This is a genomic window from Bradyrhizobium sp. ISRA464, assembly GCF_029910095.1.
Classification (GTDB): domain Bacteria; phylum Pseudomonadota; class Alphaproteobacteria; order Rhizobiales; family Xanthobacteraceae; genus Bradyrhizobium.
Map to the genome: position 1 here is coordinate 1,552,010 of NZ_CP094526.1, position 18,595 is coordinate 1,570,604.

An 18,595-nucleotide genomic window follows, 5' to 3' on the forward strand; every position below is an offset into this window, starting at 1 on the left:
GGGGGACCTTCAGTTTTTCGCGAGGATGTGAGCGATCCTTACCGATCGTTCATTCGCGAGCCGGGGCTCAAGCATTTCAGACGAACTCCCGCGGTCGCGCCCGGTGCACCCGTCTCACGCAGGCGGCGCGCCGCATAAAACCGTGGGGGGATCCCGAGATGAACGGCACCTGGAATCAAATCTACAATCCGCTGGGGAATGCGGCGCTGTCGACGATCGCGGCGGCTGTTCCCGTGGTCACGCTGCTGGTCCTGATCGCCAGCGGCCGGGTAAAGGCGCATATCGCGGCCATCATCGCCGTGATCGTGACCAATCTGATCGCGATCTTCATCTTCACGATGCCGGCCGGGATGTCGATCCGCGCCTCGCTGCTTGGCGTGGTCTCGGGCTTCTTCCCGATCGGCTGGATCGTGCTCAACGTCATCTTCCTCTATCAGGTCACCGTGCGGTGCGGGAAGTTCGAGCTCCTGAAGCGCGCCATCGGCGGCGTCACCGAGGATCGCCGCCTGCAACTGCTGCTGATCGCGTTCTCCTTCGGCGCCTTCTTCGAGGGCGCCTCGGGGTTCGGCACGCCCGTTGCGATCACCGGCGCGGTGCTGATCGGTCTCGGCTTCTCGCCGCTCGCGGCCTCCGGCCTGTCGCTGATCGCCAACACCGCGCCGGTCGCCTATGGCGCGCTCGGCACGCCGATCCAGGGCCTCGCTTCGGTGACCGGGCTTGATCCCTACATCCTCGGCGCCATGGTCGGCAGGCAATTGCCGCTGTTCTCGCTGATCGTGCCGTTCTGGGTGGTGTGCGCGTTCGCGGGCTGGCGCGGCATGATGCAGGTGTGGCCGGCCATCCTCGTCACCGGCGTGACGTTTGCGGTCCCGCAATATGTGATCTCGAACTACATCAATCCCTGGATCGTCGACATCGGCGCCTCGCTGATCTCGATGGGCAGTCTGATCCTGTTCCTCAGGGTCTGGCAGCCCAAGAAGCTCTGGCTGTCACCGGCGCTGCGCGGCCACGATGAATCGGCGGCGACGATGGTGGCGGCGAAGCCGCTCGACAAGACGCCGCTGACGCAGGGCGAGCTGTGGAGCGCATTGTTGCCGTGGATCATCGTCTGCATCCTGATGCTGATCTGGGGCAACGGCGCGTTCAAGACCTGGGCGAATTCCATCTTCACCTGGAACTACGCCGTTCCCGATCTGCACAACATGATCAACAAGGTGCCGCCGGTGGCGGCGAAGCCGACGCCCGAGGGCGCTGTCTTTGCGTTCACCTACCTGTCGTTTACCGGCACGGGCATGCTGATCGCCGCGATCATTTCCGGGCTCCTGATGGGCGTCTCGCCGGTCGGTCTCGTCAAGGAATATGGCCGCACGATCAGGCTGTGCGCGATCTCGCTGATCACGATCTCGGCGATGCTGGCGATCGGCACGCTGACCCGGCTCTCCGGTGTCGACGCCACGCTCGGTCTCGCCTTCGCCGCGACCGGCGTGCTCTATCCCTTCTTCGGCACGCTGCTCGGCTGGTTGGGCGTGGCGCTGACCGGATCGGATACCGCCTCCAACATCCTGTTCGGCAATCTGCAGAAGATCACCTCCCAGCAACTCGGCCTGTCGCCGGTGCTGATGGCGGCGGCGAACTCGTCGGGCGGCGTGATGGGCAAGATGATCGACGCGCAATCGATCGTGGTCGCCTCAACCGCGACCAACTGGTACGGCCACGAAGGCTCGATCCTGCGCTACGTGTTCCTGCACTCGATCGTGCTGGCCTGCTTGGTCGGCCTGTTCGTGACCTTGCAGGCCTATGTGTATCCCTTCACCGAGCTGGTTCTGAAATAGGCGCCATCGCCGACACGAAACCCCGCGGGCGAAAAGCCCGCGCGGTTTTGCTTTTCAGGGGCATTTTCCATCGCAGGCAATCTGGCCAAGCGCATGGGCGTCCAATACAAGGGCGCGCGTTGGACCATGACGCCCGCCGAACGGCGAAGATCGGAACCGGCGCGGCTGAACAAGGCTCGAATGCGAGCGCGCGATGACAGGGAATGGCATGATGTCAGTCGGACGAATGTTGCGGGGCGTTGCGCTGCCGGTGCTGGCAAGCACGGTGTTAAGCGCGATCCCGGCCAGAGCGCAGGGGGAATTTCCGTTCGGCTTCGTGATGACGCTGGACGCCGCGCGCATGCCGGGCTCGAAGCGGATTCCCTCGATCGAGGTCGGCGACAACGGCGAAGTGTCGCTCGAGCTCTGGTGCGACGGCGGCAAGGGCCAGTTCTCGATCGCCGGCAACACCATCATCTTCGTCCCCGGCGCGATGGAAAATCGCACCTGCCCGCCGGACCGGGCCCAGGCCGACGGCGATCTGCTCGCTGCGCTCAAGGAAGCGACGACGTGGCGGCGGCAGGGCGATTTCGTCACGCTGATCGGCAGCAGGCAGCTGCGCTTCCAGATCAACACCAATTGAGATGCCGCCTCGCGCGCTTACGGCGTCGCGATCAATCCGCTTGCGGTGGCGACGATCCAGCGGTTGCCCCAGCGCACGATGGAATCGACCCGCCCGAGCCCGGGAATGACATCGCCGCGGGCGGCCATCCGTACGCCCTCGGGGCCTTCGAGAACAGCCGTCCCGTCGCGGACCTCGATCACCGACCATCCGGGGATGGTGGTCGGCCGCGTTTCCGGCGCCGGCGCGAGCGGCTGCTTCATCGCCAGCGCCACGGGGGGCGTGTTCACGGTGGTGGGTACAGCCGCGAGTGCCGGCAGGCGTGAATTGGTCTTTGGGATGCTGCCGGTGACCGATGGCTCTGATGTTGCGACGGATCGCCGCGGGCCTTCGCTTCTCGGCCTGAGTTCCGCGACGTGGGGCGGGGAGATTTCCCGCCGAGCCGTCGGGCCAACGTGGGAGGTGCCTGCAAGCTCGTGCCAGCTCACGCCGCCGGCCCATCCCAGTGCGAAGGTTGCCGCCACCACCACCGCCGCGGCAGTGACGATGCGGATGCGATCGCGATAGGGCTCGCGCAGCAGCAGGGCGGCATCGTGATTCTCGCCGGAGACATCCCACAGGTCTGCCGACCGCTCCGGCAACCGACCGTCAGCCAGATCTGTTGGCCAGATGCTTCCGGGGGGACTCGGCGCGCGGTCTTGCATGGCGTGACCTGTGTTCGGCTGCGCAATGATGATCCTCGAAACTGAATCGAGCCTTAATGCTTGGTGACCGAACTGCGGCAAACCATGAGCGAATGCGCGGCCCCCGTAGATTGACGGAGCTGTTGTGACGGCCGACAGTTGCGACATGTTGTCCCGTTGCGCCGATCCTGATCGTGCGCCGCATGGACCATGCCCGAGATGCGCACGCCCGAGATCACGATCTCCCCTGAAGACCCAAGGCAGCCGGAGGTCCGGCGGCTGATCGCCCTGTCGGACGCCGCCATGCAGGCGCTCTATCCGGCCGAGAGCAATCATCTCGTCGACGCCGATGCGCTTGCCGCGCCCGGCGCGGTATTCCTCGTCGCGCGCAGCGGCAGGGAGGTGCTCGGATCGATCGCCTTCCGCATCATCGCACCTGGTCATGCCGAGATGAAGCGGATGTTCGTGCGCGCCGAGGCGAGGGGAGCCGGGCTCGGCCGGCGCCTGCTCGAAGCCCTCGAGGACGCCGCCCGCCGGCAGCACGTCGACCGCATCAGCCTGGAGACGGGGATCCGGCAGCCGGAGGCGATCGGGCTCTATCGCGCCTCCGGCTACCGCGAATGTCCTCCGTTCGGCAGCTATGCGGCCGATCCGCTCAGCCTGTTCATGACCAAGCGCCTCCGGCCTTGATCGCGGGCGCCCCGTGACGACTTGCCGCGCAGCGGTCGATTCCGGACGTCGTCTCCGGGAAGCGGGTCGTCACTGCGGCAGGCGGCCGCTATAGCGGTGACATGCTCGATTTCGCCGGACAGTATGAAGCCTTTCAACGCCGCGATCCCGCGTGGGACGGCATCGTGTTCGTCGCGGTGAAGACCACCGGCGTGTATTGCCGCCCCGTCTGCCGCGTGCGCACGCCGCTGGCGCGCAATGTGACGTTCTACGGCAGCGCCGCATCGGCGGAGCGTGCCGGTTTCCGGCCCTGCCTACGATGCCGCCCGGAGGCGGCGCCGTTTTGCCCGGCCTGGAAAGGCACCAGGACGACCGTCGAGCGCGCGCTGACGCTTATCGAGCAGGGGGCGCTCGACCGCGGCACTGTCGAAGCGCTGGCCGATCGGCTCGGCGTCGGCGCGCGGCATCTGTCGCGTCTGTTCGCCGAGCATCTCGATGCCTCGCCGCTGCAGGTCGCGCTGTCGCTCCGCGTGCAGCGCGCCAAGCGCCTGATCGACGGCAGCGATATTCCGATCCGTCTGGTCGCTCAGCGCGCCGGCTTTTCCAGCGCCCGGCGCATGAACGCCGCCTTCACCAGGCTCTATGGACGGCCTCCCTCGGCGTTGCGACGGAGGCGATCACCGAACCTCACCCCGCTGTAAACTCAGATGGAGATCAGCAATGGCCAAGACCTACGGCACCGTCAGTGCGGAACGAAAGAAGCAGATGAGCGGGCTCGAATTCGTGCAGGGGCTGGCCAGCGGCGCATTGCCGCTCAACACGATCGCGGGGACGCTGGGCTATGACGTTGCGGAAGCCGAGAAGGGCCGCGTCGTCGTCACGCTGGTCCCGACCGACGCGCATCTCAATCCGGCGGGGACAGTGCATGGCGGCCTCACGGCCACGCTGCTCGACAGTTGCATGGGGCTCGCGGTCCAGTCGACGCTCGACGCCGGGATCAGCCAGACCACACTTGAATTCAAGATTTCGTTGGTCCGCCCGATCACGTCGGACACCGGCCCGATCCGGGCGGAAGGGCAGGTTCTCAACTGCGGCCGCCGCGTCGGCACCGCCGAAGGCAGGGTGACCGACGGCAGGGGGCGTTTGCTCGCGCACGGCACCACGACCTGCCTGATCTTCCCGTCCTGACCGGGCCGCTGCGCCGGCGATGTCGTCGATATGCCGGCGCAGCGCTGGCCGCTGAACTCTACCGTAACGTGCCGCCGGGCGGCGTCGCGGCGCTGTCGGGTTCGGGCAGGCGAATAAGACCGAGCTGAAGCATCGCGCTCAGCGCATCCTCCTGTCCCAGTTCCTCGGCGATCCTTCCTTGCTGCAGACGCAGCACCGTCGTGCCGGCGAATCTCATCTTGCGTCCCGAGGCCGCAGGGATCGAGCCCAGGCGAAAGTCGCTGAACGCCGGGCCCGTATGCGTGCCGCCGCCTTCCCATCGGCCCACCACGTAGTCGCCGTCTGCAATAAGATCGCCGACGCCCCAGAAGTTGAGATCGGGAAAGGCTTCGCGAAACTCCGTCATGAAGTTCAGGACCTCCGCACGTCCTCGCTTCGGCTCGTGCATCGGGTAGTGCACGACAATGTCGGCGGTGGCGAGCTCGTCGACGATTCGCGGGTTCCAGGGATTTCCCCAAAACTCCTTGAACCATCGGGCCACCACGCTCTTGTTGTCCTCTGACATCGCAACGTCTCCATTCGCGCTTGCCGGTGTCGCGATCATCGCGACCCCTGCGGTTTCGATGCGCGCAGTAAGCATTCGGAGACGTGCCTCCCACCACCCGATTCCGGATGAGGCGCGAAGTGATGTCGAGATGAGATTTCGCGTTGCTGCTGCGCCGCTTGGCGTCGCGTGCCGAACATCGTCGTTCGATCTGAAATCGGGTGGTTCGCCGATCTGCGCCACGCAATCGTGCAACTTCGATGCAAGGAGCTGTTGATCAGAGGCGACCGAATGCTTCAGTCCAGGCCGGACGTCGCTTCACAACAACAGCGATCGGATAGGGAAGAGGGCAGCATCGTCGCCAAACCGACGCCGGGCTCACCTCCACACCGACTTGTCGGCATCCCAGCGCTGGCCCTTGAACTCCTTGATCAGGGCGTCGATCGAACCGTTGTCGTCCTTCGGTTCGCCGCCCTCCTCGTCGCTGCCGGTGTCTTCGGTCAGGTTCAGCTTCGCGCCGGCGCTGTCGTCCGTGGTCGAGGTCACGGGGCTCGAAACCCAGAGGATCAGCCGGTCGGAGCTGCCGGGCTTCTCGGGCGAGACCAGCGCGGTGATCTCGAGATTCTCGGTGAGGCCGAGCGAAGGGTAGATCGGGCTCGGCCGCTTCAGGATCAGCTTCAGCTTGCCGGTGTTGGCGTTCCATGACGCGGACGCCGGCTTGGCCGACAGGGTTTTTGCCAGCACGCTGGAGATCGCGGTCGCGATCTTGTCCCGGTTGATCTTGTCGCCGTCACGCCAGTCGGGGGCGGGGAAGCGGATGGTGCGGTCCATCTCGATCACGCCGCTGGTCCAGCCTGCCGCGGTCACGCCGGGCGCGGACTTCGCCTTGGCGAGCAGCGCTGCCGCGTGCTCGGGATCGACGGTGAGGTTGATGGTCTGCTCGCCGGCGCGCATCGCGTCGCAGGTCACCGCGAGGCTCGAGGTGCTGATCTCGACAGCCTCGCCCTTCAGGTTCTTGAGGAATTCCCCCGCGGATTCGAGCTTCACCCGCACGCCGACCGATTCCGGCGAGACGTCGGTGAAATCCTTCGGCTGCGCCGTGATGGCGTCATCAGTCGCCTGGTTGTCCTGGAATTCCCTCTCGCTGAGATCGGAGTTGTCCGACGAGGCGACCTCGGTCACGTTTTGGCCGACCGTGATCTGGCCGCGGAACTCGAATGTGTCACCGGTCTGTTTGCGGCTCAGCTTGACGGCAACCGGTTGCTTGTCGACCACGCTCTGCGTGCTGCCGGAGAGGGTCTGGCCGTTGACGGTGAGATTGGCGATGAAGCGGTCCTTGCGATCGGAGCCCTTTTGGGCGGGATAGCAGACGTCGAGCACGGCCGCGGTGACGGTCTTGCCTTGGCGGGTCTCCTTGAGGATGACGTCGGCATTGCCGTCCATCAGGCCGTCGATCGCGGTGAAATAGCGCGTCTCGGGTCCGCCGGTCCCCGCCCTGGGTTGCAGCTTCATCTGGGCAATAGCGGGCGCCGAAGCGGCGACAAGACCGAGCAGCAGGAGCGGGAGCGCGCGCATACGAAGAGTCCTCGGAGGGCAGAATCGGTTCCGTCGTAACTAGCAAACCTCTGTGTTATTGGCCAAAAAAGAAGGCCACCCGGAGGCGGCCATGGTTCGAATTCCTGATGATGTGAAGTGCGCCTTTGGCGTCAGGCGCGCTCCCTGGAGCTCTCATTGTTCTCCAGCTTCGCGCGCAATGCGCTCATGACACGGCTTGTGGCTTCGATATCCCTCACCGTAAGCCCGTCGGCGAGAGCGTTCACCCAGGGAAGCTGCAAGCGCATGGCCGCGTCGAAGGCCTGGCGTCCCTTGTCGGTGAGGACGACGAGTTGCGCCCGGCGGTGATGCGGGTTGGTCTCGAATGCGACGAGCCCATCCCGTTCCAGGTCGTTGACGATCCGCTGCACGTTCTGCCGGTTGGCGCCGAGATCGCGGGCGAGCCATGCGACCGGCTGCGACCGCTCGGCGACCATGATTGCGCCGAGGATCTGCCAGCGGGCGCTGGTCAGCCCGAGCCGCGCCACCATCCGGTCGCCGGCTGTGAACAGCAGGCTGTTGAGCCTGAACAGGTCGGGAATGAGGTTGGTCAGGGCTTCGCCGGCCGGGCTTCGCTTGGTCTGCGGCATTTGTCACCATAAGGGTATATTGACATCATAATGTCAATATGATCATGTATGCATCATATCGGAATGACATCATAGAACCATATTGGATGGAGCGTCGCCATGTCGCAAATGCGCCCACTGGATCCTGCATTCCCGATCGAACGCCAACTCGCCGTCGATGCCACGTCAGTCGTGCTCGTGAACCTCTTCACGCTCGACAAGGCCGACGAGGATACCTTCCTCAAGGCCTGGCAGGACGACGCCGCCATCATGAAGCGGCAGCCGGGCTTCATCTCGACCCAGCTTCACCGCGCGGTCGGCGAGAGCCCGGCCTATCTGAATTACGCGGTGTGGGAATCCACCGCTGCCTTCCGGGCGGCGTTCGCGAACCCGGAATTCAGGGCAAAGCTCTCGGCCTATCCGGCCTCGGCCGTTGCGTCCCCGCATCTGTTCCAGAAGGTCGCGATACCCGGCGTCTGCGTCGCGTAGCTCGCGATGAATGTGGATCGAAGCCGGGCGGCCACAGATTCGGTTTACCTCTCCCCGACGGGGAGAGGTCGATTTGCGCAGCAAATCGGGTGAGGGGGCCACGGCTCTAACGAGGGACCGTAACCCCTCGCCCGGCGCTACGCCATAGCCGAAGCAGCGCTTCGGCGTTCTCTTAAGGACGGCCGCCGAAGGCGGCCTATGCCTCTCCCAAAGGGAGAGGTGAACCTCGGCTGCCGCGCCAGCTCAACCCAATCTCATCAGGCTTCAGCTCTCGCCAAAAAAGAAGGCCGCCCGGAGGCGGCCTTCGATCTCGATGCGGATGTGCGGTTGGGGCTCAGAAGCCGCCCATGCCGCCCATTCCACCCATGCCGCCGCCCGGCATCGCCGGCGCCGCGTCCTTCGGCAGTTCGGCGACCATGGCCTCGGTGGTCACCAGCAGGCCCGCCACGGAAGAGGCGTCCTGCAGCGCGGTGCGCACCACCTTGGCGGGGTCGATGATGCCCTTGTCGACCATGTCGACATAGTCCTCGGTCTGGGCGTCGAAGCCGAAGGTCTCCGACTTGTTCTCGAGGATCTTGCCGACCACGATCGAGCCCTCGACGCCGGCGTTCTCCGAGATCTGGCGGACCGGAGCTTCCAGCGCCTTGAGCACGATGTTGATGCCGGCCTGGACGTCGGCATTGTCGTTGGTGAGACGGCCGACCGCCTTCTTGGCGCGCAGCAGCGCCACGCCGCCGCCGGGCACGATGCCTTCCTGCACCGCGGCGCGGGTCGCGTTCAGCGCGTCCTCGACACGGTCCTTCTTCTCCTTGACCTCGATCTCGGTCGCGCCGCCGACCTTGATGACAGCGACGCCGCCGGCGAGCTTGGCCAGACGCTCCTGCAACTTCTCGCGGTCGTAGTCCGAGGTGGTCTCCTCGATCTGCGCCTTGATCTGCGTGACGCGGGCGTCGATGTCCTTCTTCTTGCCGGCGCCCTTGACGATCGTGGTGTTCTCCTTGTCGATCACGACCTTGCCGGCGCGGCCGAGCATGTTCACCGTGACGCTTTCGAGCTTCATGCCGAGCTCATCGGAGATCAGCTGACCGCCGGTCAGGACCGCGATGTCCTCCAGCATCGCCTTGCGGCGATCGCCGAAGCCCGGCGCCTTGACGGCGGCGACCTTGAGCCCGCCGCGCAGGCGGTTGACCACCAGCGTCGCCAGCGCCTCGCCCTCGACATCCTCGGCGACGATCAGCAGCGGACGGCCGGACTGCACCACGGCTTCCAGCACCGGCAGCATCGCTTGCAGGCCGGACAGCTTCTTTTCGTGCAGGAGGATGTAGGCGTCCTCGAGCTCGGCGGTCATCTTCTCGGCATTGGTGATGAAGTAGGGCGACAGGTAGCCGCGATCGAACTTCATGCCCTCGACGATGTCGACCTCGGTCTCGAGCGACTTGTTCTCCTCGACCGTGATCACGCCCTCGTTGCCGACCTTCTGCATCGCCTGCGCGATCATCTTGCCGATCGCGGCGTCGCCATTGGCCGAGATGGTGCCGACCTGGGCGACTTCCGAGGAGGAGGCGACCGGCTTGGCGCGCTTCTCGAGGTCCTTGACCACCGCGCCGACCGCGATGTCGATGCCGCGCTTGAGGTCCATCGGGTTCATGCCGGCAGCGACCGACTTGCCGCCCTCGCGGACGATCGCCTGCGCCAGCACGGTCGCGGTGGTGGTGCCGTCACCGGCGGTGTCGTTGGTCTTGGAAGCGACCTCGCGCAGCATCTGCGCGCCCATGTTCTCGAACTTGTCCTCGAGCTCGATCTCCTTGGCGACGGTGACGCCGTCCTTGGTGATGCGCGGCGCGCCGAAGCTCTTCTCGATCACGACGTTGCGCCCCTTCGGGCCGAGCGTCACCTTCACGGCATTGGCGAGCACGTCCACGCCGCGCAGCATGCGCTCGCGGGCGTCTCCGGCGAATTTTACGTCCTTGGCAGCCATATCTTTGAACTCCTCAATCTCTGTGAAATGTTCGCCGCTCTTTTTGCTCGTCATTGCCGGGCTTGACCCGGCAATCCATCACCTGTCCGAAGACTCTTCCGCAGCTTGATGGATGCCCGGGTCATCTGGCGCGAAGACACGCTTCGCGCTTTCGCCCGGGCATGACAGCGGAGGGCGCGGCAACCCTCGGAGTTCACAGCGTCAGACCAGGACGCCCATGACGTCGGACTCCTTCATGATCAGGAGTTCCTCGCCGTCGATCTTGACCTCGGTGCCCGACCATTTGCCGAACAGCACGCGGTCGCCGGCCTTGAGGTCGATCGGAATCAGCTTGCCGGCCTCGTCGCGGCCGCCCGGGCCGACGGCGACGACTTCGCCCTGGGAAGGCTTTTCCTTGGCCGTGTCCGGAATGATGATGCCGCCCTTGGACTTCTCCTCGGCATCGATTCGCTTGACCACGACACGGTCGTGCAGCGGGCGGAATTTGGATTTAGCCATGACGTTCCCTCTTGGAGGCTGGTTTCAGGTCCGGTTCATCGAGACCGGCGTTGGATGCCGGTCCGGTCGGAGCCGGGCAGGAGGCCCGACCCATTTAGCAATCATGGTGCTAGAGTGCTAATTGCGCGCCGGGAAATATGGCCTGGCGCTGCTTCTGTCAAGCAAACCGGGGTTAAGGCCTTGGTGAGGCCAATATAGGATGGTGATACGGAAACCAAATCGCAACGATGCCGTAATTTCGTCGGACGTCATTGCTCCATCTTAAGTTTTACGCTTGGCTGCAGGACCGGGTGCGGCTGGGACATAGTTCGGGGGATACAAATGATCAGGTCACTCAACGCGCGATTGGTCGCACGGCTCGCGGCTGTCTCGGCGCTGACGATAACCCTGGGGGCATGCGGCAACATGAGCCTGCCGTCGCTGTCGTCGAACCCCGCGCCCGCGCCCACCGAACCGGGCATGGCTCCGGAGATGCCGGCGTCGATCCGGGCCGACGAGATCGTCGGCCGCTGGGGCCTCGCCTCGTACCAGAATCCTGCCGACCGCGCCCGCACCGAGGCCGCCGCGCGCGCCCAGTGCAAGCAGCCCTACGTGATCGGCGCCGGCCAGAATGGCGGCGTCATCATGCATCTGGCCGACCAGGCCACCCCGCAGGAGCTGCGGCTGAAGGGGTCCCCGAGCGGCAAGAACTATATCGGCCCGCCCGGCCCGACGCCCGGCGAGCTGGACCGCGAGATCATCTCCTTCGACGGCCGCGTCATGATCACCCGCTTCGTCGACAAGGACGCCGCCACCCGCTACGGCAACATGGTCTATGTCCGCTGCGCGCCGAGGGCGTAACGGCGGCTGAATTCCTGCTCGTCTGGGGCCGCGCTGACGGTTCGCCTCTCCCCTTGCGGGAGAGGCCGGATCGCATCGGAGATGCGATCCGGGTGAGGGGTTTCTCTCCGCGCGCTCAGATTCACAGAGACTCGCGGAGAGAGACCCTCAGCCGGCGCTGCGCGCCACCTTCTCCCACAAAAGGAGAAAGAAGGAGCCGTCATTACGAGGAGCGAAGCGACGAAGCAATCCATGCTACCGCGTTTGCGGAGGGATGGATTGCTTCGCGGAGCCTGTCATCGGGCGCGCATTCGCGCGACCCGTTGGCTCGCAATGACGGGCGGATAGACCACCGCTCAAAAAAACGCCGGCCTTCGTGCCGGCGTTTTTGCTTTTGTGTCCGACTTGACCTCAATTGAACAGCGCGTCGATGTCGTCCTGCGAGGCGTGACCGGCGTCGCCGTCGAGCTTGGGGCCGTTGAGCAGGCGGGCGTCGCCCTCGCGGGTGTCGACGATCGGCGGCACGTGCGCCTTGATGGCGTCGACGCCGCCCCAGATGTTCATCATCTCGTTGATGTGCTGCTCGATGAACTTCATCGTCTGCATCACCTTGCTGATGCGCTGGCCGGTGAGGTCCTGGAAGTTGCAGGCCTCGAAGATCGAGACCACACGCTCTTGGATATCCTCGCTGAGCCGCTTCTGCTGATCAGGCGTGATATTCTTCGACAGCACGGTCGCGGCCTGGTCGATCGCCTCGGTGGCCTCGAGGATCTGCTGGGTGGCCTGTTCGGTGCCGCCGACGACGGCGCCGAGCTCGCCATTGACCTTGGCCATCTCCTCGCCGTTGAAGCTCTTGCCGTGCAGCACGGCGATCTCGCGCTTGGTGCGGCTGATCGCGTCATGGATCAGGTCGAGCTCGACCTTGAGCTTCTCGCACTGTTCGACCTGGGCGCGATAGGTCTCGAGCAGCGCATGTGCTTCCGCGACTTCGCGCGCCACGATCGCTTCGGCGGTTTCATTGGCAGTCGCGCGCGGCGCGGCCATCTGCGCGCGGATCGAGCGCAGCTCGTCCATGATCTCGCGATGCATCGGGCCGATATCGGCGCCTCCGGCAGTCCCTGGCTCCGGCATTGCCACGTCGCCCATCATGGCCTGTTCGACACGAAAACGCTTGCGCTTCACCGACATGATTTCATTCCCGCCCCTTGTAGTGCACCCGTTCTAGACGGAGCCGATTTAACGTGAGGTTCACGCGGGAATAGTTTGCCGCGTGCGTCGCGTCGCGCGCTCAAACCGCCGGTTAACCATGCGGCTTGCGCATTCACCCAAAATAAACGCTACCGGACAAAACCGCGTGCGCGTGACGACGTGGTGAATCGAAAAGCCCGCCGCGTTTACCAAACCGATGCGGTTTTCATTGCTCATTGACCACGTGCAGCGGCGCATGTCCCTGGCGCCCTCGTGCAACACGTCACGACGAAACAGTACAGAGTACGTCGATGTTCAAGAAAACCAGTCTCGCGCTGCTTGCCGGCGCCTCTTCGCTCATTGCAGCTCCGCATCAGGCCATGGCGATCGACGCGGCGCCGTTCCCCGAGCCCACAGTGATCTACGCCAACCGGCCGGCGCCGCAGCCGCAGATGCGCACCGCTTACGTGCAGCCGCAGCGCTCCAATCTGGGCGGCGGCTTCATCGAATTCCTGTTCGGCGACGGCCCGGCGGCGCAGTCCTACCAGGAGCAGGTGTATCAGCAGCAGCCCGTCCATCAGCAGCAGCCGGCCTATTACGGCAACCGCCAGCCGCTGCCGCCGATGGATCCGCAGCAGCAGATGACCTACCAGCAGCAGGAAGCCGCAGGCGATCCGCGGCTGCGTCCGTTCGATCCGAAATACGAGAAGCAGCTGGTCGACTATCACGGCACCGAACGCGCCGGCACCATCGTCGTCGATACGCCGAACAAGTTCCTCTATCTGGTGCAGGGCGACGGCAAGGCGCTGCGCTATGGCATCGGCGTCGGTCGCCCCGGCTTCACCTGGGCCGGCGTCAAGACCATCTCGGCCAAGCGCGAATGGCCGGATTGGACTCCGCCTGCCGAAATGCTGGCGCGCCGTCCCGACCTGCCGCGGCACATGGAGGGCGGGCCGGAGAATCCGCTCGGCGCGCGCGCGATGTATCTGGGCTCCTCGCTCTACCGCATCCACGGCTCCAACGAGCCCTGGACCATCGGCACCAACGTGTCCTCAGGCTGCATCCGGATGCGCAACGAGGACGTGATCGACCTCTATGGCCGCGTCAATGTCGGCGCCAAGGTCGTCGTGATGTGATCGCGATCCTCGCAAAAACAAAACGGCCGCTCGACGGGAGCGGCCGTTTTTCGTGTGTGCCGAGTATGAACGACAGCTTGGAGGTGGAAGTCCTCTATCCAGCCTGATGACGGCGAAGGATTAGCGAAGCGCAAGGGCGTGACCGCGAGGAGGCGTCTGAAGAAAGCGTGGAGCAAAACCGCGGCCTGATGGACAAGAACCGGATAACGAGGCCTACCCGGCCCGGACGAGCGAGCACGTGATCGCGAAGTCCATGGTCATCAAGGGTCGGGGTGGTAAATCCGGCGGGCGTGCGGCGAAGGCGGTTGGTCTTACCTCGGGAGGTCTGCGCTGTGTCCCGGCAACGGGACTGAGGCCGTCGCAAGGTGGCCTGACCGCAGCGCAGAAGTCAGCCGAGGGCATAGTAGGCGGCAGCGCGCCGCCGAAGGCCCGAACGGTGGAAGTGGTTAGTAGAGCGGTCCATCTCGCGCGAGCCATGCGGCAGAAGAATCAGATCGAGCTGAACTCGGGCACCGGAGCGGAGGGTGAAGCCCCGAGCGCCGCCGCCCGAGAGACCGAAGCAAGCGCGACGAAGGCTAGTCTTGAACGCCCGGCGGTCGCAGGGCCGTCGATGGAAGCAGTGGTCGAGCGTGAGAATCTGAAGAAAGCGTTGGCGCAAGTGAAGCGCAACAAGGGGGCGGCGGGCGTCGACGGGATGACCGTCGGCGAGCTGCCGACCCACCTGAAGGAGCACTGGCTCACGATCCGCGCCCAGTTGCTTGACGGCACCTACAAGCCACAGCCGGTGAGGCGGGTGGAGATACCGAAGGCATCGGGCGGCCTGCGGCCGCTCGGCATCCCGACGGTACTCGACCGCTTTGTCCAGCAAGCGGTGATGCAGGTGTTGCAGGCAGATTGGGACGGAACGTTCTCCGAGGCGAGCTTCGGCTTCCGGCCGACCCGCTCGGCGCATCAGGCGGTGGAACGGGCGCAGATCTACATTGCGTCCGGGCACGCCGTCGTCGTGGACATCGATCTGGAAAAGTTCTTCGACCGGGTCAACCACGACATCCTGATGGGGCTGGTTGCCAAGCGGGTCACTGACAAGCGCCTCCTGAAGTTGATCCGCGGCTTTCTGACCGCGGGCGTTCTGGAGGGAGGGCTGGTCAGTCCGACGGAAGAGGGCACGCCGCAGGGCGGCCCGCTCTCGCCGCTGTTGTCGAATCTGATGCTGGATGTGCTGGACAAGGAATTGGAGAAGCGCGGCCACCGCTTCGTGCGCTACGCCGATGACTGCAACATTTATGTGCGCAGTCATCGGGCGGGTGAGCGGGCGCTGGCGGGCATCGAGAAGTTCCTCGAAAAGCGCCTCAAGCTTAAGGTCAACAAGGCCAAGAGCGCGGTTGCCAGACCGAGTGTTCGTAAATTCCTGGGCTTCAGCTTCACCGGCGGGACAGAACCGCGGCGGCGCATCGCGCCGCAGGCGCTCGCCCGCTTCAAGGCGAGAGTTCGGGAACTGACGCGACGCACGTGCGGCCGAAGCCTGGCACAGACCGCCAAGGAGCTGTCCGTCTATCTCAAGGGATGGCGCGGCTACTTTGGCTTCTGTCAAACGCCGTCGGTGTTGCGGACACTTGATGAGTGGACCAGGCGGCGGTTGCGCGCCATCGCCTGGAAGCAATGGAAGCGTGGAAGCACTCGCTTCGCCGAGCTGCGACGCCGCGGCGTCGGCCGGGATCTGGCGGCACAAACCGTCGGCAACCCACATGGCCCCTGGCGGCTCGCGAACAGCCCCGCACTCACCATCGCTCTGCCAAACGGCTTCTTCGCCTCACTCGGCTTGGCTTCTGTCGCGACACAGCGACCCGCATAATCCGCCGAACCGCCGGATACGGACCCGTATGTCCGGTGGTGTGGGAGGGGCGACGTCGCGAGGCGTCCCCCTATCCCGATTTCAAAAGATCGATATCGATCAGGCGTAGTCGCTGCCGTTGTCGCCGCCGTCGTCGAACCCGCCGTCATCATCGTCGCCGTCGGAGTCGTGATCATTGTCGGCGTAGTTGTCGTCGTCGTTATTGTTGTTCGACGCCTGGTCGAACAGGCCGGCGCGCGAGTTGTCATTGTCGCGGCCGGACGAGCCGATGTCGTTGATCCCGGCGTCGCGCGCGAGATCGCTCGACGACTGGTCGCCGCCCCACGGGCGCGCGCCGCTGCCGAGGCCGCCCGCGTCGGCAAAGGCCTGGTGGCCGCCCATCAAGCCGCGGATGCTGCTCATCAACAGCGAGCCGCCGACCACGCCGGCCGCGGCTGCGGCCGCGGTGCCGAGGAACGAGCCGCCACCGCCGAACGCCGGCTGCTGCGGCGCGCCATAGGGCTGTCCATAGGGTTGCGACTGGCCGTAGGGTTGAGGCTGGCCGTAGCCGCCGCCCGCCTGCGCCTCACGCATCGCCTGACCCGAGTTCCAGACCGGGCGGCTGCCCGGATCCCGGCTGCCCATGTCGGGGGCGCGCACCGGCGGCACCGAGCCCTGCGGCTGGTTCTGTCCGAAGATCGCGTCGCGCATCGAATCGAGGAAGCCGCCGGATTGCTGCTGGCCGCCCTGCTGCTGACCGACCGCGGCCTCCAGTTCCTGGATGCGATCGTGGGCACGCTTCAGCGCCTCGTCCTGCACCAGCGCCGTCTGCACCAGCGCGTAGACCGCGTTCGGCGCGTTGCGCAGTCCCTGCATGATCGCGGACATGGCTTCGTTGTCGCGTGGGGCATTCTCCAGCTTGGCGAGCCGGTCGAAGAGGTCGTCGATCAGTTGGCGTTCTTGCGGTGTCATGGCGTTCTCCATCGCGTCGAAAGACTTCGAAGCGCGCCCGTGATGTAGGCGGGTTTTGTGGCGCAAGGAGTGGGGGCGCGGATTAAATTTACGTATGCGACAAAAGGGACCGGCCCGTTGTCCTGAGCCACGTCAGGCCAGTGTAACTTTGTTCAGGGCGAGCAGGTCAGGGAAAGCGTCGCCGGCGAGATAGGCGTGTTCCTTCTCGCGCTGCGTGGTCAGCGGATCGAGGCCTTTCAGCGTCTCGTCGACGAAGCCGGGATGGCACATCACGAGGCCGTCCTCCGGCATGCCGTCGAGGAAGCCGCGCATCAGTGTGCCGAAGTCCGGCGCGCGCGCAAAATCATAGGCGCCGTCGAAGGCCGGATTGAAGCGCAGGCCGAGTTTCGCCGCCTTGCTGCGGAACTGCGCGCTGAGCATATCGAGCACCAGCGCTTTCGGCGCGGCGAGCCGCTGCGCGAGCGGGCCGTTGCGTCCGCCCTGGCGCACCCAGGCGTCGGGGGCGCGCTCCCTCACCGCGCGCAAGAATCCGTCGCGCACCTGCGGGAACAGCTGCGCGTGCTGATGGCCATCGACGAAGTCGGGCGCGCGGCCGAACAGCTCGCGGAAGGCATCGAGCTGCGCCAGCACTTCGGCGTGGATCAGCTCGGCATCGAGCCGTCGCAACAGCCCGCCGCGAAACAGCTTCGGGAAGGGCAGGAACATGTCGCCGTCGAGCGGGCGAAAATGCAGCGTCAGCGGCCGGAACGGCGCGGTCAGCGTCACGTGCAGGCCGATCGCGCAGCGCGGGCTCTTCGTCACGGAGGCCTGCAGCGCGGCCGCGGCGTCGCGGCCGATCGCGGGCGTCACCATCATCACCGACGTCGCATTGAGCCGGCCGCGCTCGATCAGCTCGCGGATCGCGCGGTTGACGCCGTCGCTCAGTCCGTAATCGTCGGCACACAGCCAGACACGACGCAGTGGAGCATCGCTCATTCGGCGGCGGTCCGCGTTGTGGCACTATCGGCCGCCGTGCCGTCGGGGTGCTTCTCGGTGTGCTCGGCGACGAAGTAGATCGGCCGCGCCTTCAGCTCGGAGAGGATCTTGCCGATATATTCGCCGACGATGCCGATCATGATCAGCTGCACGCCGCCGATCGTCATCAGGCCGACCACCAGCGAGGGATAGCCGGGCACCTGCTTGCCGGTGGTCCACACCTCCCACACGATCGACAAGCCGAACAGGAACGCGCCGAAGGCGAGCAGCGCGCCGAGCAGGCTTGCGAAGCGCAGCGGCGCCACCGAGAACGAGGTCAGGCCCTCGATCGACAGGCCGATCAGCCGGCCGGCGTTGAACGTGGTGACGCCATGCGCGCGCGGCGCCGGCTCGTAGTCGACGCGGATCTGCTTAAAGCCGATCCAGCTCGCCAGGCCCTTGAAGAAGCGGTTGCGCTCCGGCAATTGCCGCAGCGCCGCGGCCGCGCGCGGCGACAGCAGGCGGAAGTCGCCGGCATCCTCCGGGATCTTCTGCCGCGCGCCCCAGTTGATCAGTGCGTAGAAGCCGCGCACGGCAAACCGCCGCGCCGCCGATTCATTGTCGCGATTGGCCTTCGCCGTGTAGACCACGTCATAGCCGTCGTCGATCCAGTGCGCGACGAGCTTTTCCACCAGATCGGGCGAATGCTGGCCGTCGCCGTCCATGAACAGCACCGCGCCGCGGCGGGCGTGGTCGAGGCCGGCCATCAGCGCCGCCTCCTTGCCGAAATTGCGCGACAGCGACACCACCTGCACGTCGAGCGTATCGGCAGGCAATCCGTGCGCGACCGCGAGCGTCGAGTCCTTGCTGCCGTCGTCGACATAGACCACTTCGCAAGCCAGGCCGTAGCGGGCGCGCAGCGTCCTGGCGAGCGCGATCAGCCGCTGGTGCAGCGCCGCAAGTCCCGCGGCCTCGTTGTAGGCGGGCACGACGATGGACAATCCCTGCGCGGCAGCGGTTTTGGCGGTCGTGGTCAGGCCGGAGACGTCAGAGCCCAGCATCATCGATCAGG

Annotated in this window: 19 protein-coding genes; 9 read left to right on the forward strand and 10 right to left on the reverse strand. The window is 65.5% G+C overall.

The genetic code is table 11. The annotated features are described in order from the left end of the window. Positions 1-158 precede the first annotated feature (158 nt). Both MTX19_RS07285 and MTX19_RS07290 read left to right on the forward strand, forming a co-directional pair. Entirely contained in the window at positions 159-1,832 is a 1,674-nt protein-coding gene (locus MTX19_RS07285) for an L-lactate permease (RefSeq protein ID WP_280983037.1), read from the forward strand. A gap of 208 nt (positions 1,833-2,040) precedes the next feature. Beyond that, complete coding sequence (locus MTX19_RS07290; RefSeq protein ID WP_280984716.1) at positions 2,041-2,454, forward strand: META domain-containing protein; 414 nt, start codon at positions 2,041-2,043, stop codon at positions 2,452-2,454. A 17-nt stretch (positions 2,455-2,471) separates the two neighbouring features. Here the strand turns inward: MTX19_RS07290 and MTX19_RS07295 are convergent, their stop codons facing one another. Beyond that, positions 2,472-3,074: a hypothetical protein gene (locus MTX19_RS07295; RefSeq protein WP_280983038.1), complete on the reverse strand. Its 603-nt coding sequence runs from the start codon at positions 3,072-3,074 to the stop codon at positions 2,472-2,474. 261 nt (positions 3,075-3,335) lie between these two features. On the opposite strand from MTX19_RS07295, the gene MTX19_RS07300 reads away from it, so the two are divergent. From MTX19_RS07300 to MTX19_RS07310, 3 genes are all read left to right on the forward strand, one after another. Continuing rightward, positions 3,336-3,806 carry a GNAT family N-acetyltransferase gene (locus MTX19_RS07300; RefSeq protein ID WP_280984717.1) on the forward strand — a complete coding sequence of 157 codons (471 nt, stop codon included), beginning with the start codon at positions 3,336-3,338 and terminating at the stop codon, positions 3,804-3,806. Between the two features lie 101 nt (positions 3,807-3,907). Beyond that, a complete protein-coding gene (locus tag MTX19_RS07305; RefSeq protein ID WP_280983039.1) occupies positions 3,908-4,486 on the forward strand; it encodes an Ada metal-binding domain-containing protein in 579 nt (192 codons plus the stop codon). A gap of 19 nt (positions 4,487-4,505) precedes the next feature. Further along, positions 4,506-4,973, forward strand: coding sequence for a PaaI family thioesterase (locus MTX19_RS07310; protein WP_280983040.1), 468 nt, complete (start codon positions 4,506-4,508; stop codon positions 4,971-4,973). 58 nt (positions 4,974-5,031) lie between these two features. On the opposite strand, the gene MTX19_RS07315 is transcribed toward MTX19_RS07310, so the two are convergent. The 3 genes from MTX19_RS07315 to MTX19_RS07325 all read right to left on the reverse strand — a co-directional run bounded on the left by MTX19_RS07315 (position 5,032) and on the right by MTX19_RS07325 (position 7,679). Beyond that, a complete protein-coding gene (locus MTX19_RS07315; protein WP_348638269.1) occupies positions 5,032-5,517 on the reverse strand; it encodes an ester cyclase in 486 nt (161 codons plus the stop codon). A 357-nt stretch (positions 5,518-5,874) separates the two neighbouring features. After that, positions 5,875-7,071 carry a hypothetical protein gene (locus tag MTX19_RS07320; protein ID WP_280983041.1) on the reverse strand — a complete coding sequence of 399 codons (1,197 nt, stop codon included), beginning with the start codon at positions 7,069-7,071 and terminating at the stop codon, positions 5,875-5,877. A gap of 131 nt (positions 7,072-7,202) precedes the next feature. Beyond that, a complete protein-coding gene (locus tag MTX19_RS07325) occupies positions 7,203-7,679 on the reverse strand; it encodes a MarR family winged helix-turn-helix transcriptional regulator (RefSeq protein ID WP_280983042.1) in 477 nt (158 codons plus the stop codon). Between the two features lie 99 nt (positions 7,680-7,778). Here MTX19_RS07325 and MTX19_RS07330 point away from each other — a divergent pair, with 99 nt between their 5' ends. Further along, a complete protein-coding gene (locus MTX19_RS07330) occupies positions 7,779-8,147 on the forward strand; it encodes an antibiotic biosynthesis monooxygenase family protein (protein WP_280983044.1) in 369 nt (122 codons plus the stop codon). A 334-nt stretch (positions 8,148-8,481) separates the two neighbouring features. Here the strand turns inward: MTX19_RS07330 and groL are convergent, their stop codons facing one another. After that, complete coding sequence (groL, locus tag MTX19_RS07335; protein ID WP_280983045.1) at positions 8,482-10,125, reverse strand: chaperonin GroEL; 1,644 nt, start codon at positions 10,123-10,125, stop codon at positions 8,482-8,484. Between the two features lie 201 nt (positions 10,126-10,326). Then, positions 10,327-10,623: a co-chaperone GroES gene (locus MTX19_RS07340; protein ID WP_280975818.1), complete on the reverse strand. Its 297-nt coding sequence runs from the start codon at positions 10,621-10,623 to the stop codon at positions 10,327-10,329. A gap of 321 nt (positions 10,624-10,944) precedes the next feature. Here MTX19_RS07340 and MTX19_RS07345 point away from each other — a divergent pair, with 321 nt between their 5' ends. Then, entirely contained in the window at positions 10,945-11,463 is a 519-nt protein-coding gene (locus MTX19_RS07345) for a hypothetical protein (protein ID WP_280975819.1), read from the forward strand. A 390-nt stretch (positions 11,464-11,853) separates the two neighbouring features. Here MTX19_RS07345 and MTX19_RS07350 read toward each other — a convergent pair whose 3' ends face one another. Continuing rightward, positions 11,854-12,630 (reverse strand): protein phosphatase CheZ, encoded by a 777-nt coding sequence (locus tag MTX19_RS07350; protein ID WP_280983046.1) that lies wholly within the window; start codon positions 12,628-12,630, stop codon positions 11,854-11,856. A 311-nt stretch (positions 12,631-12,941) separates the two neighbouring features. On the opposite strand from MTX19_RS07350, the gene MTX19_RS07355 reads away from it, so the two are divergent. Both MTX19_RS07355 and ltrA read left to right on the forward strand, forming a co-directional pair. Next, positions 12,942-13,766, forward strand: a complete 825-nt coding sequence (locus MTX19_RS07355) for a L,D-transpeptidase (protein WP_280983047.1) — start codon at positions 12,942-12,944, stop codon at positions 13,764-13,766. 238 nt (positions 13,767-14,004) lie between these two features. After that, the gene (gene ltrA / locus MTX19_RS07360; protein ID WP_280983395.1) at positions 14,005-15,618 is read left to right on the forward strand and encodes a group II intron reverse transcriptase/maturase; all 1,614 of its coding nucleotides are present in this window, start codon (positions 14,005-14,007) and stop codon (positions 15,616-15,618) included. Between the two features lie 99 nt (positions 15,619-15,717). Here the strand turns inward: ltrA and MTX19_RS07365 are convergent, their stop codons facing one another. The 3 genes from MTX19_RS07365 to MTX19_RS07375 all read right to left on the reverse strand — a co-directional run bounded on the left by MTX19_RS07365 (position 15,718) and on the right by MTX19_RS07375 (position 18,587). After that, positions 15,718-16,569: a DUF2076 domain-containing protein gene (locus tag MTX19_RS07365; RefSeq protein WP_280983049.1), complete on the reverse strand. Its 852-nt coding sequence runs from the start codon at positions 16,567-16,569 to the stop codon at positions 15,718-15,720. 132 nt (positions 16,570-16,701) lie between these two features. Continuing rightward, a complete protein-coding gene (locus MTX19_RS07370; protein ID WP_280983050.1) occupies positions 16,702-17,544 on the reverse strand; it encodes a ChbG/HpnK family deacetylase in 843 nt (280 codons plus the stop codon). Continuing rightward, positions 17,541-18,587 carry a glycosyltransferase family 2 protein gene (locus MTX19_RS07375; protein WP_280983051.1) on the reverse strand — a complete coding sequence of 349 codons (1,047 nt, stop codon included), beginning with the start codon at positions 18,585-18,587 and terminating at the stop codon, positions 17,541-17,543. The genes MTX19_RS07370 and MTX19_RS07375 overlap by 4 nt, the downstream gene beginning before the upstream one ends. Between the last annotated feature and the right edge of the window lie 8 nt (positions 18,588-18,595).

What these genes read in the sequence shown, in the direction of transcription:
- MTX19_RS07355 (WP_280983047.1), top strand. Translation starts at nt 12,942, where the DNA reads ATGTTCAAGAAAACCAGTCTCGCGCTGCTTGCCGGCGCCTCTTCGCTC.
- MTX19_RS07365 (WP_280983049.1), bottom strand. Translation starts at nt 16,569, where the DNA reads ATGACACCGCAAGAACGCCAACTGATCGACGACCTCTTCGACCGGCTC.
- MTX19_RS07350 (WP_280983046.1), bottom strand. Translation starts at nt 12,630, where the DNA reads ATGTCGGTGAAGCGCAAGCGTTTTCGTGTCGAACAGGCCATGATGGGC.
- MTX19_RS07340 (WP_280975818.1), bottom strand. Translation starts at nt 10,623, where the DNA reads ATGGCTAAATCCAAATTCCGCCCGCTGCACGACCGTGTCGTGGTCAAG.
- MTX19_RS07375 (WP_280983051.1), bottom strand. Translation starts at nt 18,587, where the DNA reads ATGATGCTGGGCTCTGACGTCTCCGGCCTGACCACGACCGCCAAAACC.
- groL (WP_280983045.1), bottom strand. Translation starts at nt 10,125, where the DNA reads ATGGCTGCCAAGGACGTAAAATTCGCCGGAGACGCCCGCGAGCGCATG.
- MTX19_RS07310 (WP_280983040.1), top strand. Translation starts at nt 4,506, where the DNA reads ATGGCCAAGACCTACGGCACCGTCAGTGCGGAACGAAAGAAGCAGATG.
- MTX19_RS07290 (WP_280984716.1), top strand. Translation starts at nt 2,041, where the DNA reads ATGATGTCAGTCGGACGAATGTTGCGGGGCGTTGCGCTGCCGGTGCTG.
- MTX19_RS07300 (WP_280984717.1), top strand. Translation starts at nt 3,336, where the DNA reads ATGCGCACGCCCGAGATCACGATCTCCCCTGAAGACCCAAGGCAGCCG.
- MTX19_RS07305 (WP_280983039.1), top strand. Translation starts at nt 3,908, where the DNA reads ATGCTCGATTTCGCCGGACAGTATGAAGCCTTTCAACGCCGCGATCCC.
- MTX19_RS07345 (WP_280975819.1), top strand. Translation starts at nt 10,945, where the DNA reads ATGATCAGGTCACTCAACGCGCGATTGGTCGCACGGCTCGCGGCTGTC.
- MTX19_RS07330 (WP_280983044.1), top strand. Translation starts at nt 7,779, where the DNA reads ATGTCGCAAATGCGCCCACTGGATCCTGCATTCCCGATCGAACGCCAA.
- MTX19_RS07315 (WP_348638269.1), bottom strand. Translation starts at nt 5,517, where the DNA reads ATGTCAGAGGACAACAAGAGCGTGGTGGCCCGATGGTTCAAGGAGTTT.
- MTX19_RS07320 (WP_280983041.1), bottom strand. Translation starts at nt 7,071, where the DNA reads ATGCGCGCGCTCCCGCTCCTGCTGCTCGGTCTTGTCGCCGCTTCGGCG.
- MTX19_RS07285 (WP_280983037.1), top strand. Translation starts at nt 159, where the DNA reads ATGAACGGCACCTGGAATCAAATCTACAATCCGCTGGGGAATGCGGCG.
- MTX19_RS07370 (WP_280983050.1), bottom strand. Translation starts at nt 17,544, where the DNA reads ATGAGCGATGCTCCACTGCGTCGTGTCTGGCTGTGTGCCGACGATTAC.
- MTX19_RS07325 (WP_280983042.1), bottom strand. Translation starts at nt 7,679, where the DNA reads ATGCCGCAGACCAAGCGAAGCCCGGCCGGCGAAGCCCTGACCAACCTC.